Origin of the sequence: Ancylobacter defluvii, from assembly GCF_018390605.1 — a bacterium.
Classification (GTDB): Bacteria; Pseudomonadota; Alphaproteobacteria; order Rhizobiales; family Xanthobacteraceae; genus Ancylobacter; species Ancylobacter defluvii.
Genome location: NZ_JAHBGD010000002.1, coordinates 297,848 through 310,814, shown reverse-complemented (window position 1 = coordinate 310,814; position 12,967 = coordinate 297,848). Strand labels below are relative to the sequence as shown.

Annotated in this window: 13 protein-coding genes, 1 tRNA gene and 2 pseudogenes; 14 read left to right on the top strand and 2 right to left on the bottom strand. The window is 67.5% G+C overall.

Features of this window, described 5'->3' with window-relative positions:
* The first annotated feature begins 55 nt into the window (after positions 1 to 55).
* The 12 genes and pseudogenes from KHC24_RS01460 to KHC24_RS01405 all read left to right on the top strand — a co-directional run.
* Positions 56 to 1,462, top strand: a complete 1,407-nt coding sequence (locus KHC24_RS01460) for an NAD(P)/FAD-dependent oxidoreductase (protein ID WP_213358682.1) — start codon at positions 56 to 58, stop codon at positions 1,460 to 1,462.
* The gene (locus KHC24_RS01455; protein WP_213358680.1) at positions 1,459 to 2,685 is read left to right on the top strand and encodes an NAD(P)/FAD-dependent oxidoreductase; all 1,227 of its coding nucleotides are present in this window, start codon (positions 1,459 to 1,461) and stop codon (positions 2,683 to 2,685) included. Before KHC24_RS01460 ends, KHC24_RS01455 begins: the two co-directional genes overlap by 4 nt.
* A complete protein-coding gene (locus tag KHC24_RS01450) occupies positions 2,685 to 4,082 on the top strand; it encodes an FGGY family carbohydrate kinase (protein WP_213358678.1) in 1,398 nt (465 codons plus the stop codon). Before KHC24_RS01455 ends, KHC24_RS01450 begins: the two co-directional genes overlap by 1 nt.
* A 361-nt stretch (positions 4,083 to 4,443) precedes the next feature.
* Positions 4,444 to 4,533, top strand: a tRNA-Ser gene (locus tag KHC24_RS01445).
* Positions 4,534 to 4,623: 90 nt separating this feature from the next.
* Positions 4,624 to 5,193 (top strand): ABC transporter permease subunit, encoded by a 570-nt coding sequence (locus tag KHC24_RS01440; RefSeq protein ID WP_213358676.1) that lies wholly within the window; start codon positions 4,624 to 4,626, stop codon positions 5,191 to 5,193.
* Positions 5,088 to 5,348 (top strand): ABC transporter permease subunit, encoded by a 261-nt coding sequence (locus tag KHC24_RS25365; protein ID WP_271180587.1) that lies wholly within the window; start codon positions 5,088 to 5,090, stop codon positions 5,346 to 5,348. The genes KHC24_RS01440 and KHC24_RS25365 overlap by 106 nt, the downstream gene beginning before the upstream one ends.
* A gap of 27 nt (positions 5,349 to 5,375) precedes the next feature.
* Positions 5,376 to 5,807, top strand: coding sequence for an ATP-binding cassette domain-containing protein (locus KHC24_RS01430; protein ID WP_213358672.1), 432 nt, complete (start codon positions 5,376 to 5,378; stop codon positions 5,805 to 5,807).
* A 78-nt stretch (positions 5,808 to 5,885) separates the two neighbouring features.
* Complete coding sequence (locus tag KHC24_RS25360; protein WP_271180594.1) at positions 5,886 to 6,053, top strand: SDR family NAD(P)-dependent oxidoreductase; 168 nt, start codon at positions 5,886 to 5,888, stop codon at positions 6,051 to 6,053.
* A gap of 158 nt (positions 6,054 to 6,211) precedes the next feature.
* Positions 6,212 to 6,547: an NAD-dependent epimerase/dehydratase family protein gene (locus KHC24_RS25355; RefSeq protein ID WP_213358670.1), complete on the top strand. Its 336-nt coding sequence runs from the start codon at positions 6,212 to 6,214 to the stop codon at positions 6,545 to 6,547.
* Positions 6,535 to 6,849, top strand: a pseudogene (locus tag KHC24_RS25350) (NAD-dependent epimerase/dehydratase family protein); the annotation flags it as partial. The gene KHC24_RS25355 and the pseudogene KHC24_RS25350, both read left to right, overlap by 13 nt.
* A 580-nt stretch (positions 6,850 to 7,429) precedes the next feature.
* Positions 7,430 to 7,624, top strand: coding sequence for a hypothetical protein (locus tag KHC24_RS01410; RefSeq protein WP_213358666.1), 195 nt, complete (start codon positions 7,430 to 7,432; stop codon positions 7,622 to 7,624).
* A 240-nt stretch (positions 7,625 to 7,864) separates the two neighbouring features.
* Positions 7,865 to 8,002, top strand: a pseudogene (locus KHC24_RS01405) (transposase); the annotation flags it as partial.
* A gap of 9 nt (positions 8,003 to 8,011) precedes the next feature.
* On the opposite strand, the gene KHC24_RS01400 reads toward KHC24_RS01405, so the two are convergent.
* Positions 8,012 to 9,778 carry a cytochrome c biogenesis protein DipZ gene (locus tag KHC24_RS01400; protein ID WP_213358664.1) on the bottom strand — a complete coding sequence of 589 codons (1,767 nt, stop codon included), beginning with the start codon at positions 9,776 to 9,778 and terminating at the stop codon, positions 8,012 to 8,014.
* Positions 9,779 to 10,071: 293 nt separating this feature from the next.
* Between KHC24_RS01400 and KHC24_RS01395 the strand changes: the two genes are divergently transcribed.
* On the top strand, positions 10,072 to 10,812 hold the full coding sequence (locus KHC24_RS01395; RefSeq protein WP_213358662.1) for a response regulator: 741 nt from the start codon (positions 10,072 to 10,074) through the stop codon (positions 10,810 to 10,812).
* Positions 10,809 to 12,128, top strand: coding sequence for a sensor histidine kinase (locus KHC24_RS01390; protein WP_213358660.1), 1,320 nt, complete (start codon positions 10,809 to 10,811; stop codon positions 12,126 to 12,128). Before KHC24_RS01395 ends, KHC24_RS01390 begins: the two co-directional genes overlap by 4 nt.
* Before the next feature lie 64 nt (positions 12,129 to 12,192).
* Here the strand turns inward: KHC24_RS01390 and KHC24_RS01385 are convergent, their stop codons facing one another.
* The gene (locus KHC24_RS01385) at positions 12,193 to 12,933 is read right to left on the bottom strand and encodes an SDR family oxidoreductase (protein WP_213358658.1); all 741 of its coding nucleotides are present in this window, start codon (positions 12,931 to 12,933) and stop codon (positions 12,193 to 12,195) included.
* Positions 12,934 to 12,967: the final 34 nt, after the last annotated feature.

Here is a 12,967-nt window from a genome sequence, read left to right as displayed (position 1 = left end):
GGATGTGACGCGGCCGGAGTTCCCGGCCGCGGGATGACGACAGGAAGGGAGCGCCATGCTCCACACAACAACCCCGCCATCACCGGATCTGTTCGACGTCGCCATCATCGGTGCCGGCGTGGTGGGCTGTGCGGTCGCCCGGCGTTTCGCGCTGGAAGGCGCACGTGTGGTGGTGATCGAGAAGGGCAGCGATCTGCTGTCCGGCGCCTCCAAGGCCAACAGCGCCATCTTGCACACCGGCTTCGACGCGCCGCCGGGTAGCCTTGAGCTGGAGCTGGTGAAGGCCGGGCGGGCGGAATACCTCGCCATCCGCCATCGTTTGGGCCTGCCGCTGGTGGAGACCGGCGCGCTGGTCTGTGCCTGGAACGCGCTCGAGGCGGACAAGCTGGAAGCGATCGCCGCGCAAGGGCGGGATAACGGCATCGACGAATTGCGCCTGCTGTCCGGTGCCGAGGCGCGGGCGACCATGCCGGGGCTCTCCGGCAGGCTGGTGGCGGCCGTCGAGGTATCGGGCGAGCACATCATCGACCCCTGGTCGGCGCCGCTGGCCTATCTTGCCCAGGCGGTGGCGCTCGGCGCGGTGTTCCTGCGCGAGGCGGAGCTCATCGACGGCCGCTTCGAGGGAGAGTGGCAGCTCGCCACCTCTGCCGGCAAGGTGCGGGCGTCGAGCGTGGTGAACGCGGCCGGGCTGTTTGGCGATATCGTCGACCGGCGGCTCGGCTTTACACCGGAATTCACGATAAGGCCGCGCAAGGGCCAGTTCGTCGTGCTCGACAAGGCGGCATTCCGCCATGTGCCCCGCATCGTGCTGCCGGTGCCGACCGAGATCACCAAGGGCGTCGTCGTGTGCCCGACCGCTTTCGGCAATGTATTGATCGGCCCGACCGCCGAAGAGCAGGACGATCGCGAACGCGCCACGGTGGAGACGGAGACGCTGCAAGCGCTGCTGGCGCGCGGCGCCGAGATCGTGCCGGCGCTTGCCGGCATGCCGGTGACGGCGGTCTATGCCGGGCTGCGGCCGGCGAGCGAGCAAAAGGCGTATCGCATCTTTTCGCGCCCCGAACAGCGGGCGATCACGCTGGGCGGCATCCGCTCGACGGGCCTCTCGGCGGCGCTCGGGCTGGCGCAGTACGCGATGAAGCTGCATGCCGGCTTCAAGCTGCCGGCATTTGCGCCGGTGGCAGAACCGGACATCGCGCTGCCCAACCTTGCCGAGACGCGCGAGCGCGACTGGCAGCGGCCCGACCATGGCGAGATCGTCTGCCATTGCGAACTGGTGACTCGGCGCGAGATCGAGGCGGCGCTCGCCAGCAGCGTGCCGCCCGGCGACTATGGCGGGCTCCGGCGCCGCACGCGCGCCGGCATGGGCCGCTGCCAGGGGTTCTATTGCAATGCCCGCCTCGCCGAGATGACTAGGGGCCGCCTCTCGACCCCGCTGGCCGTCGAGGAGGAGAAGGCGTGAGCGCGGCGGCGGATGTGATCGTCGTCGGCGGCGGTCCGGCCGGGGTCGCGGCGGCGGTGGAACTGCGCCGGCACGGGGTTTCCCGGGTGATGCTGCTTGATCGGGAGCCCGAACTGGGCGGTGCGACGCGCCATTGCGGTCATTCGCCCTTCGGCATGCGGGAATTCGGCCGTGTGTATGTCGGCGCCGCCTATGGACGCCGGCTGGCGGCGGAGGCGGCGCGCGCCGGCGTCGACGTGCGGATCGCGCATTCGGTGGTGCGGCTGGAGGCGGGCGGCCGGCTCCTCGTCACCTCGCCGCGTGGCGTGGAGGACATGGCGGCACGGCGGATCCTGATCGCTACCGGCGCGCGCGAGACGCCGCGTTCGGCCCGGCTGATTTCCGGCGACCGGCCGGTGGGCGTCATCACCACTGGCACGCTGCAATCCTACGTCGCCTTTCATGGGCTAATGCCGTTCCGGCGCCCGGTAGTCATCGGCTCGGAGCTGGTGAGTCTGTCGGCGGTGCTGACCTGCCTCGTCCACCGGGCAAGGCCGGTGGCGATGCTGGAGACGGCCCCATATGCGCTGGTGCCGATGGCATTCCGATGGTTCCCGAAACTGGTCGGGGTATCTTTCCATTGTGGAGTGCAGATCCTCGACATTCGCGGTGCCGCGCGGGTGGAGGAGGTGAGCTTCCGGCGCGCCGACGGCATGGTGGAGACGCTGGCCTGCGACGGCGTCTTGCTCACCGGCGGTTTCACGCCGGAAGCGGCGCTGATGCGGCAGTCGGCTCTGGGCGTCGATGCGGGAAGCGCCGGGCCGGCCATCGACCAGGACGGTCGCAGCGGCGATCCGCGGGTGTTTGCGGGTGGCAACGTGCTGCGCGCCGTGGAAACCGGCGGCTGGGCCTTTCGCGAGGGCAGGGCGGTCGGCGCCGCCATCGCCGAAGATCTGTCGCGGGATGACGAGCCGGGCGAGCCGGTTGCCGTGACCTTCGAGGCGCCGGTGAAGCTGGTGGTGCCGAGCCTGCTGCGGCGTCGCGGCAATGCCACGCCGGCGTTCCATGATTTCCAGCTGCGGTTCGAGCGGCGCGCGCGGGGGCGGCTGGCACTGGAGCTCGACGGGCGCGAGGTGTGGGCAACCGAGCGAAGCTTTATGCCCGAGCGGCGCATATTGGTGCCGCTCCCGCCCGCCGCCCTCTCGGCCGAACGGGTGCGTTTCCGCTTCCGGGAGCGGACGTGATGCGCGTGGCGGCGATCGATCAGGGCACGACCTCGACACGCTGTCTCGTCGTGGAGAGCGGCGGCGCGGCGCGGCTTGTCGCCAGCCGGCGGCACGCGCAGCACCATCCGGCGCCCGGATGGGTGGAGCACGAGCCGGAGGAATTGCTCCGCAACATTCGCGAGGTGCTTGCGGCGGCGGGGCCGGTGGACGCTATCGGCATCGCCAACCAGGGCGAGAGCTGCCTCGCCTGGGACGCGGTGAGCGGCCGGGCGCTGTCGCCGGTGATCGTCTGGCAGGACGCCCGCACCGCCGGGGAGCTGGCGGCGCTGGGAGCGGAGGCTGAGGCGCGCTCGAAGGCGATTTGCGGCCTGCCGCTCGACGCCTATTTCTCGGCGAGCAAGCTCGGCTGGCTCCTCAGGAACCTGCCGGAGGTGGAAGATGCGCGGGCGGCCGGGCGGCTCCGGCTCGGCACCACCGATGCCTTCTTTCTCGACCGGCTGTGCGGCAGCTTCGCCACCGACCTCGCCACCGCCTCGCGCACCGGGCTGCTCGATCTGGCCAGCGGCAGCTGGAGCGAGCCGCTGTGCGCGCTGCACCGTGTACCGATGGAATGCCTGCCGGAGATCCGGCCGGTGGATGCCGGCTTCGGCGCGATCGAAGGCGTGCCGGTGCAGGTCTCCATCGTCGACCAGCAGGCCGCTCTGTACGGCCATGGCTGCCGCCGTCCCGGCGACGCCAAGATCACCTTCGGCACCGGCGCCTTTCTGCTGGCGGTCACGGGGGCGGAGCGACCGGCCAGTGCCGATCTGCTGCCGACGGTCGCCTGGCAATTGCGCGGTGAAGGGGTGGCGTTCGCTCTCGAGGGCGGCGTCTATGACGCCGGAGCGGCCCTGGAATGGCTGCGGAGCCTGGGCCTCTATGCCGAACCGAAGGAGCTGGACGGCTTCGCGGGGCCTTCGGCACTGAGCCGGGGGGTGGTGTTCGTGCCGGCGCTGTCGGGGCTGGCGGCGCCCTATTGGGACCGCAAGGCGGCCTCGATCTTCATCGGCATGGAGGCCGCCACCGACAAGCGCGACATGGTGCGGGCGGCTCTCGAAGGCATTGCCATGCTCACAGTGGGCCTGATCGACGCCGCGGCCGCGCAGGTCGGGGCTATCAGCGAGATTTCCATCGATGGGGGCCTGTCGCAGAGCGATTATTTCGCCCGATTCCTCGCGGCGGCCAGCGGGCGCGCGGTGCGGGTGCCGGCGACACATGAGATGACCTCGCTCGGCCTTGCCGAGCTGTGCGGCGCGAATACCCGTATCGCGCGCGGAGCGGATCGTCGTTTCGAACCTGACGGCTCCGTGGCGCCGGCGGATCATCGGCGTTTCGCCGACGCTGTCGCCCGTAGCCGCTTCTGGAGAGATAGGTGACGGTCGGTCATGTTTCCCGGCTGACAAGAAGCGCGGGTACCGGAGCGCTGATCGCAGCGGGTGAGCCAATGGCGACATGGTATCCGCTCGTGCCGAACCGCGGCGCGCTATCCGGACCAGCTCGCATGGAAGGTTGCGGCATAGGGGAACGCCCGTCGCGCCGATGTGGATGTCTTGACTATTCGTCGCCGGTTGGGGCATGGCTCGCCGGCGATCACGCTTGCGACGCACCGGTCTCGCTTCACGAGGGATGATGCGACAGCCTCAATATTGGTTGCCGTATCATCGGTATCAACGTCCGGTGCCGGGTCTTGGAAAATGATCGCCGACGATAGAAGCCGAGTGGCCGCTATTGTCAGACGGAAGGGTGGCCGAGTGGTTTAAGGCAGCGGTCTTGAAAACCGCCGTGGGTGCAAGCCCACCGTGGGTTCGAATCCCACCTCTTCCGCCATTTCAGTCCCAAACTGGGCACGCCGATGCCCGGCGACGATCGTGGGGGGTACTGATCGCCGTCGGGGCTTGGTATGCCGCCTCGGCGGCGATGGGCGCGCGCCTGCTGCCACCGCCACATGCTGTCGTCGCCAACGCGTTCGGCAACCTGTTCTCCAGCGCATGGCTTCCCGGCATCGGCCTGCCACGGGGCGGATATCTGCCACATATCCTGTTCACCGCCGCCAATGTGCTGATAGGCGGCGGCGCAGGGGCGCTGATCGGCATCGCCAGCGGCCTTGCCAGCGCCGGGAGCCGGACGGTGGCCGAGGCGCTAGATCCGTTGATGTCGCTGCTCGGCACAATCCCAATCGTCATTATGGCCCCGTTCTTCCTGATGTGGTTCGGATTGTCGGGCCTCGCGCAGATCGCGCTGGTGACGCTCTATACCGCCACCGTGCTGCATCTCTTCGCTCTGCGCGGGGTGCGGAACCTGCCGCCTGCCTTCATGGATTATGCTGCCACACTCGGCCCTCGCCGATGCAGCGCTTCTTTTCCGTGCGATTGCCGGGCGCGATGCCAGAGATCTTCGGAGGGCTGCGCATCGCTTTCGCGGCGGCTTGGGGGCTCGCCGCCGTCACCGAGATGCTCGGCGGCCAGTACGGCTCCGGGCGCGTCCTGATCGCGTTACGCTCGGTCTATGACCTCACCGGCATCATGGCCATCGTGCTGCTGCTCGCCCTGCTCGCCATCCTGCTCGACGGCGTCATCGTCGCGGCTCGGTTCGTCGCACTGGACTGGGCGCGGGCCTCCGCCTTTGGAGACGCGGCGTCATGAAGGCGGCGACCGGCATCGAGTTTAGGGATGGAAGCGGTTGGCCTCGCCGAGGCGTCCGGCTCCTGGCCGCGGGAGCTTTCCGGCGGCATGCGCAAGCGGGTGGCGCTCGCCATCGTGTTCGCGACCGGCGCCAGCATCCTGATGATGGACGAACCGTTCGGCGCGCTCGACTTCGTCACTCGCGCGACGTTGCAGGGCGTGCTGCTCGATCTGTGGCGCCGCACCGGCATTACGATCGTCTTCGTGACCCACGACATCGAGGAGGCGCTGGTGCTTGGTGACCGCATCCTCGTCGTGTCGGATGGGCGCATACTCGACGACATCGCCTGCGACCTGCCGCGGCCGCGGCCGCGGCCGCGGGGCGAGGATGAGCGCGTCTCACCCCACGCCGTCGCCATCACCAAGGCCATTATCGGCCAGCTCGGGCTTCCCGGCAGCAACGGGGCGGAGGCGCCATGAGCACGATCGCCGTTTTCCTACGACAGCATGGCGTCCGGCTAACGGTCGTCGTGCTGATGGTCATGGGATGGGAGGTCGCTGCATAAGGGCGCGCCGGGACTGGTGCACTATTGCGCCGCCAAGGCCGGCATCATCGGCATGACACGGGCGCTCGCCGCCGAGCTGGCGGCGGACGGCGTGCTCGTCAATGCCATCGCACCGGGAATGGTGGATACGCGGCTCGGCGACGATCTTTCGGCGGAGTGAAAGGCCTGGAAGATCGGCCAGCTACCGATCGGTCGCGTCGGGCAGGCGCGGGAAATCGCCCCGACCGCCGTGCTACTGGCCTCTGCCGATGGCGACTTCTATGTCGGTCAGACGCTCTCGCCCAACGGCGACGTCTTCCTCTGAGCACGGACAATTCGATGGCGGAAACTGCGGTCTTGGTGACAGGAGCCTACGGGCTGATCGGACATGCCGCCGTGCTGTCGCTGTGCCGCGCCGGTTGGCCGGTCGTTGCCACCGACCGCAACGAGACGCGTCCGAGCGACGCGTTGTTCGAGGCACTGCCGTTGACGGTGAATGGCGTCGACAAATTATCGAACGTTCTGGCCGAGCATGGCATCGGCACCATCGTGCACGCGGCCGGAATATTCAGGTCGATGCTGGCGCAGGGGATTCTGCACGAGGTCTTCCGCGTGAATGCCGGCGGCACGCTCGACCTGTTTGAAGCCCGCGGCGTATTGGCGTGCGGCGCGTAGTGCTGCTGTCGAGCCCATCGGTCTATGGACGCACGGAACATGTCATTGTCGACGAAGCGACACCGCTTCGAGCGATCGGCACCTACGGCGCATCCAAGATCGCCGGTGAATGCGCGGCGCGGGCCTATGCCGCCGAGCATGGTGTCGAAGTGGTCATCCTTCGGCCGTGCTGGGTTTGCGGACCGCGCCGACGCACGGCCTGCATGATCCGCACCATGATCGACAACGCGCTGCAGGGCCGGCCGACGCGACTCGGCTATGGGCGGGGCTTTCCACGCCAGTTCGTCCATGTGGACGATGTCGCCGAAGCTGTGCTGTCTTCCATATCCGCGCCTGCCGCCGTCGGGCATGCCATCAACCTGTCGGACGGCTCATGGCGAACGCTCGACGAGGTGGCGGGGCTCGTCGGTGCGGTGCAGCCCGCGGCTCGGATCTTGCTCGCCGACGTGCCTGCACCGACGACGAGTTTCTCGGCCCGCTTTCGCTCACCCGTGCGGCCCTGTCGCTTGATTGGCAGCCTCGAACCGATCTCGAGACAGGCATCCGCTCCTATAAACAACATCTTTCGGCTGACATTGCCGAGGGCTTGCGCCCTGCCACATAGCTGGCCGAACCACCAGTCACCCGTAACGAAGCCAAATCGGCATGCCCAATATTTTGGCGAAGCACTACGGGCGTTTCCTGCCTCAGGACAAGGCGGCACTCGCCGCGCGGATCCTCAATCAGGTGTGGGAGGCGGCGTGAGCCGGTCTCGGCCGGCGAGGGGAGGGCGGTGCCGCTCGCCCGTCTTCTACGCGCTCAACTATCGCTAGGGCCACAAGTAGAGCCGGAGTACTTTAATTCATAAAAATGTAATATATTTCAATTTGTTGGCGATATTTTATGGGGGACACCTCTAAGCTTTACAGCAAGATCGAGACCGAAGCCGCCGGCTGGAAGGGTTCGATCCGCGAGTTTCGAACCGAGTTAAGGGCTCGCGAGAAGGAGGCACGGACGATCTCCACCGATACCATGATAGCCAAGGGCAGCGATGACGTGTTGGAGCGTGCCATCCACGCCATGGTGTCGTCCCGCTAAGACATGTCCGATGACGAACTTATGGGACAGGCCTCCCAGATTGCGGATCGATGCATCATCCCGCGCGTCGGTCGGCTACCCTACGAGGCTGGCGGTGGTCGCACCGGGGCTCCGAAGGCAGGCGACGTCCGCGGCCGCTGGCGCAAAGGTCCTTCGCCATCCCGGATGCGCTGATAGAGCCGTGGTTGAAGAACGACATCGAGGTGCTCGCGCGCCTACCGGCTCAACCGCGCAGCCTAACGCCGTCGCAACCTCATCGAACGCATGTTCGGCAGGCTCAAGAACTGGCGACGCATTGCAACACGATACGACAGGCTCGCCGTCAACTTCCTCGCAGCTATAGTCCTCGTCGCCTTGATCACTCAATGGGTTGAGTGAGACCCCTACCTAGCCGAAGGTGAAGGCATAGGTATCGACGCCGGGGTCGAGGAAGCGGATCTCGAAGCGGCGCTCGCGCACCTCGCTCGTTTGGCGGACCAGCTGGTAGAGCCGCGTTTCCGAGACGGTGCCGGTGCCGTCCGCCGCGATATCGGTACCGTGGTCCGCCCCCGGCGGTTCGCCGTCAAGGCTCACGCGGAAGCGAACCGGGCGGCCGTCGGTGCCGGGGCCGAGCACGAGGTGCAGGTCGCGCGCGCTGAAGCGGAGTGTGATGCCACCACCCGGCGCATTCAGCGTTGCGCGCTCGGCGCCCACGGTCCAGTTGCCGGAGAGCCCCCATTGATCGAGGCGCGGCGTTCCCGGCGTGTAGTCGCGAGGTTGGTTCGCGCCGACCTTTTCCGGCGAGACGAAGCCGGTAGCCTGTGCATAGCCGAGATAGGTCTCGCGCGAGCGAAGCCGGGCAAGATCCGGCGCCGCCTGGGCGCCGGGAGCCTGCGGGGACACCAGCCCGCCATCGGCGCGGCGATTGCCCGCGGCCTCGGCCAGCAGGTCCTGGATCACACGCTCCGAGCGTGCATAGCCGCCCTCGCCGAACTGGTGGTGCCGGATGCGGCCTTCGCTGTCGACAAAGTAGAGCGCCGGCCAATATAAGTTGCGGAAGGCGTTCCAGATCCGATGGTTGCTATCCACTGCCACCGGGTAGGAAATGTCGAAGTCCCGGACGGCCGCCTTCACATTGTCGAGCTGCTTCTCGAAGGCGAATTCCGGCGAATGCACGCCGATGACGACCAGTCCCTGATCCTTGTACTTCTCGGCCCAGGCCCGGATGTAGGGCAGGGTGCGGATGCAGTTGACGCAGGAATAGGTCCAGAAATCGATCAGCACCACCTTGCCGCGCAGGGTCGCCGCAGTTAGCGGCTCGGAGTTCAGCCATGCCACGGCGCCGTCGAGCGGCGGTAGCTCTCCCTCGACCGGCAGGGAGCTGCGATAGGCCAGAGGCGCCCCCGCCGGGGCATTGGTGTCGCTGCTGGCGAGGCGGGTGGTGTCGCGGGAAGGCGAGGTGCTGAAACCGTCGAGCAATGCCTGCTCGATCCCGGCCGTGCTGGCATAGGACAATCGCGCCAGCGCGCCGGTATCGAGGCCGAGGGCGATGATGGCCACGCCGGCCAGCACCGCAACGCCCAATGCCCGCCGGATGTGTTCGCCGGTGCCGAGTGCGCGCTTCATCGCCGCCAGTACGCGCCCGCCCGCCAGCACGGCGAGAGCGAGCGAGGTGGCGGCGCCCATGGCGTAGGCGGCCAGCAGCAGCGTGGTTTCGAGGTTCGCCCCCTTTAGCGCGGCGCCGGTGAGGATCAGCCCAAGGATCGGTCCGGCGCAGGGCGTCCACAGCAGGCCGGTCGCGGCGCCCAGCAGCAGCGAAGCGCCGACGCCCGCTCCATCTGCCGGCACCTTCCGCGACAATCGGTCACCGAGCCCGACGAGCGGAGCCGAGACGATGGCCGCCACCGCCGGCGAGATCAGCGTCAGGCCGAACAGTGCCAGCAGCGCCACCGCCGCGGCGCGGCCGATCTCATTGGCCTGGATCGCCCAGCTGCCACCGACATAGGCGAGCGTGGCGATCGCTGCGAAGGTCGCCGCCATGCCGATCAGCATCGGCAGCACACCACGCAGGAAGGGCGTGCCCACGCGTGCAAATATGAAAGGCAGGACGGGCAGGATGCAGGGGCTGACGATGGTCAGCACACCCGCGAGATAGGAAACGATGAGCAGGGTCATGGCCGATCCTCTCGAACACGGCCAGCGCCGGGGAGGCGTTAGCCGGTTGGAATGCCGGGCATCTGAGAGGCGCGACGTATCTGCGATGTGTTGCGGCCGGCAGGAAATGTATCGGTGTGTAGGGGCGATTCAGCGAGGCAGGCTCTGTCATCCGCCAGCATCCGACGTTGGCACCCGGTCATCCTGTCGGGCTGCGTATCGGCAAGCGCGCCTGATACATTGGGGTACAAATCGGCAAGCGCTCGCCGTCATGCGTCTCGCTATAACGGTGCGAAACAATCCGGCGGATCGCGATGGACCATATAGACCACATATTGATCGTCGACGACGACCGCGAGATCAGGGATCTGGTCTCCGGTTATCTGAAGAAGAACGGCCTGCGCGTCACCGTCGCGGCGGATGGGCGGCAGATGCGGAGCTTCCTCGAGGCCGACCGTGTCGATCTCGTCGTGCTCGATGTCATGATGCCGGGGGATGACGGGCTGGTGCTCTGCCGGGAACTGCGCGCCGGCAGGCACAAGGCCACTCCGGTGCTGATGCTCACCGCCCGCACCGACGAAACCGACCGCATCGTTGGCCTCGAAATGGGTGCCGACGACTATCTCGCCAAGCCCTTTGCCGCGCGTGAGCTGCTCGCCCGCATCAAGGCCGTGCTTCGTCGCACGCGGATGCTGCCGCCGAACCTGACCGTGACCGAAGTTGGACAACTGCTCACCTTCGGCGACTGGCAACTCGACACCACCGCCCGCCATCTGCTCGACAAGGAAGGCACCGTGGTGGCACTGAGCGGCGCCGAGTATCGGCTGCTGCGGGTGTTTCTCGACCACCCCCAGCGGGTGCTGTCGCGCGACCAGTTGCTCAACCTCACGCAGGGGCGGGAGGCAGAACTGTTCGAGCGCTCCATCGACCTTTTGGTCAGCCGGGTGCGCCAGCGCCTGCGGGACGATGCCCGCGAGCCGGGCTATATCAAGACCGTGCGCAGCGAGGGCTATGTGCTGGCCATGCCGGTCGAGATAACCACGGCGCGGCAATGAGCTGGCTGCACCGCCTGCGCGCGCTGCTGCACCTGCCGCGCACGCTGCGCTGGCGGCTGTTTCTGATCCTGTATGCCGGCCTGGCGGCGGCGCATGTGCTGTCTTTCGCCGTGCTGTTCGCCGAGCGCACCATGAGCGCCAAGGCGACGATGCTGACGACTCTGGAATATGACGTCGCGACCTCGATCGCCCTGCTCGATCGCCTGCCGGAGGCGGAGCGTGCGCAATGGTTGCCGATGCTCGCGCGGCGGAACTATCGCTACGAGCTCGGCCCCGGTCTGCCCGGCCGGCCGGAGCTCAGCGCCCGCGCCACCGAGATCGCGGACACCATCAACGCCGCGGTGGGGAGCCGCTTTCCGGTCCGCGTCGACAACATTCCCGGCGAACGCGAGCATCTTCAGGCGCATGTCACCCTGAGCGACGGATCGCAGGTGACGATCGACATCCTGCCGCAATTGATGCCGCTGGCGAGCTGGCTGCCTTATGTGCTTGCCGCCCAGCTTCTGTTGCTGCTGCTGTTCACCTGGCTCGCCGTTCGCCTTGCCATCCGGCCCTTGCTGCGTTTTGCCAATGCGGCGGAAGCGCTGGATCCGAGCGGGAAAGCCAGCCGGCTTGCCGAAGGCGGCCCGACGGAAGTGGCCTATGCCGCACGCGCCTTCAACGCCATGCGCGACCGGATCGCTCACTATCTGGAGGAGCGGGTGCAGATCCTCGCCGCCATCTCGCACGATCTTCAGACACCGATCACCCGCATGAAGCTGCGGGCGGAGATGGCCGAGGAAAGCCCGGAGAAGGACAAGCTGATCGCCGACCTCTCCGAGATCGAGCTACTGGTGCGCGAAGGCGTCGCCTATGCACGCAGCGCCCATGGCGATGCCGAGAAGCCGGCTCGGATCGATATCGGCTCCTTCGTCGAGAGTCTGGCTTTCGACTATCAGGACACAGGGAAGTCGGTGCGCTGCGCCGGCCTCGCCGATACCGTGGTGACGACGCGGCCGCATGCCTTGCGACGCATCCTTACCAACCTCGTCGACAACGCGCTGAAATTCGCCGGCGCGGCGGAGATCGAAGTGCGGCGGACCGCGGAGGGCGGCATCGCCATCGCGGTATTGGACGAGGGCCCCGGCATTCCGCCGGATCAGCTGGAGGCGGTTCTTCAGCCATTCTACCGGCTCGAACAGTCCCGCAATCGCGATACCGGCGGCACCGGCCTTGGGCTGGCCATTGCCCACCAGCTGGCGCTGGCGATCGGCGGAACGTTGACCCTCGGCAATCGGCCGCAGGGAGGCCTGCGAGCCGAGGTGAGGTTCGGCTGACGGCGGGAGCCGCCGCGACTTTTCCGGGTTGGATCGAGCGCTGGACGCTGTTCGCCGCGTCTTCTCACAGCACGTAGCCGCCGTCGATGGTCAGGCTGGCGCCGGTCATGTAACCCGCCTCCGGGCCGGCGAGATAGGAAGCGAGCGCGGCGATCTCCTCAGGTTGCGCGATGCGCCGGAGCGGGACGACCTCCTTAAGCTGAGCGGCCATGGACGCCGTCATGTCGGTCTCGGTCGGTCCGGGCTGGATGTTGTTCACCGTGATGCCGCGCGGTGCCAGATCGAGAGCCACGCCCTTCGCCAGTGCCGCCACCGCCGCCTTGCTCATAGTATAGACGCTGCCGCCCGCTGAGCCGGTGCGGAGCGCGACATTGCTGCCGATGGTGATGATGCGTCCGCCGTTCTGCATCTGCGCTGCCGCTGCCTGCACGGCGAGGAAAACGCCACGGATGTTCACGTCGAGCGTGAGATCGAGGTCCTCCAGGCTGACGGCCTCGACTGGTCCGAGGCGCAGGACGCCGGCAGCGACCACCGCGACGCGAAGCGGCCCGAACCGCTCGACGGTCTGCCGGACGGCGGCTCGAATCGCGTCGGGATCGGCGCTGTCGGCGCGGATTGCCATTGCCGTGCCGCCCTGCGCCTCGATCGCGGCAACCACTTCTCCGGCCTTGTCGGGACGTGAGACATAGGTCAGGGCAACGCGGTAGCCGTCACGTGCCAGACGCGCGGCGATGGCGGCGCCGATGCCGCGGGATCCGCCGAAGACGAGGGCGGCATCGCCGCCTCGGGGAAGGGCTTCGTTCATCGTAGCATTCCGATCTGGATTCGGTTGGGAATAG

Excerpts from the sequence above, each read along its gene's own strand:
- KHC24_RS01460 (WP_213358682.1), top strand. The coding sequence starts at position 56 with ATGCTCCACACAACAACCCCGCCATCACCGGATCTGTTCGACGTCGCC.
- KHC24_RS01450 (WP_213358678.1), top strand. The coding sequence starts at position 2,685 with ATGCGCGTGGCGGCGATCGATCAGGGCACGACCTCGACACGCTGTCTC.
- KHC24_RS01440 (WP_213358676.1), top strand. The coding sequence starts at position 4,624 with ATGGGCGCGCGCCTGCTGCCACCGCCACATGCTGTCGTCGCCAACGCG.
- KHC24_RS25365 (WP_271180587.1), top strand. The coding sequence starts at position 5,088 with ATGCCAGAGATCTTCGGAGGGCTGCGCATCGCTTTCGCGGCGGCTTGG.
- KHC24_RS01430 (WP_213358672.1), top strand. The coding sequence starts at position 5,376 with ATGGAAGCGGTTGGCCTCGCCGAGGCGTCCGGCTCCTGGCCGCGGGAG.
- KHC24_RS25355 (WP_213358670.1), top strand. The coding sequence starts at position 6,212 with ATGGCGGAAACTGCGGTCTTGGTGACAGGAGCCTACGGGCTGATCGGA.
- KHC24_RS01410 (WP_213358666.1), top strand. The coding sequence starts at position 7,430 with ATGGGGGACACCTCTAAGCTTTACAGCAAGATCGAGACCGAAGCCGCC.
- KHC24_RS01400 (WP_213358664.1), bottom strand. The coding sequence starts at position 9,778 with ATGACCCTGCTCATCGTTTCCTATCTCGCGGGTGTGCTGACCATCGTC.
- KHC24_RS01395 (WP_213358662.1), top strand. The coding sequence starts at position 10,072 with ATGGACCATATAGACCACATATTGATCGTCGACGACGACCGCGAGATC.
- KHC24_RS01390 (WP_213358660.1), top strand. The coding sequence starts at position 10,809 with ATGAGCTGGCTGCACCGCCTGCGCGCGCTGCTGCACCTGCCGCGCACG.
- KHC24_RS01385 (WP_213358658.1), bottom strand. The coding sequence starts at position 12,933 with ATGAACGAAGCCCTTCCCCGAGGCGGCGATGCCGCCCTCGTCTTCGGC.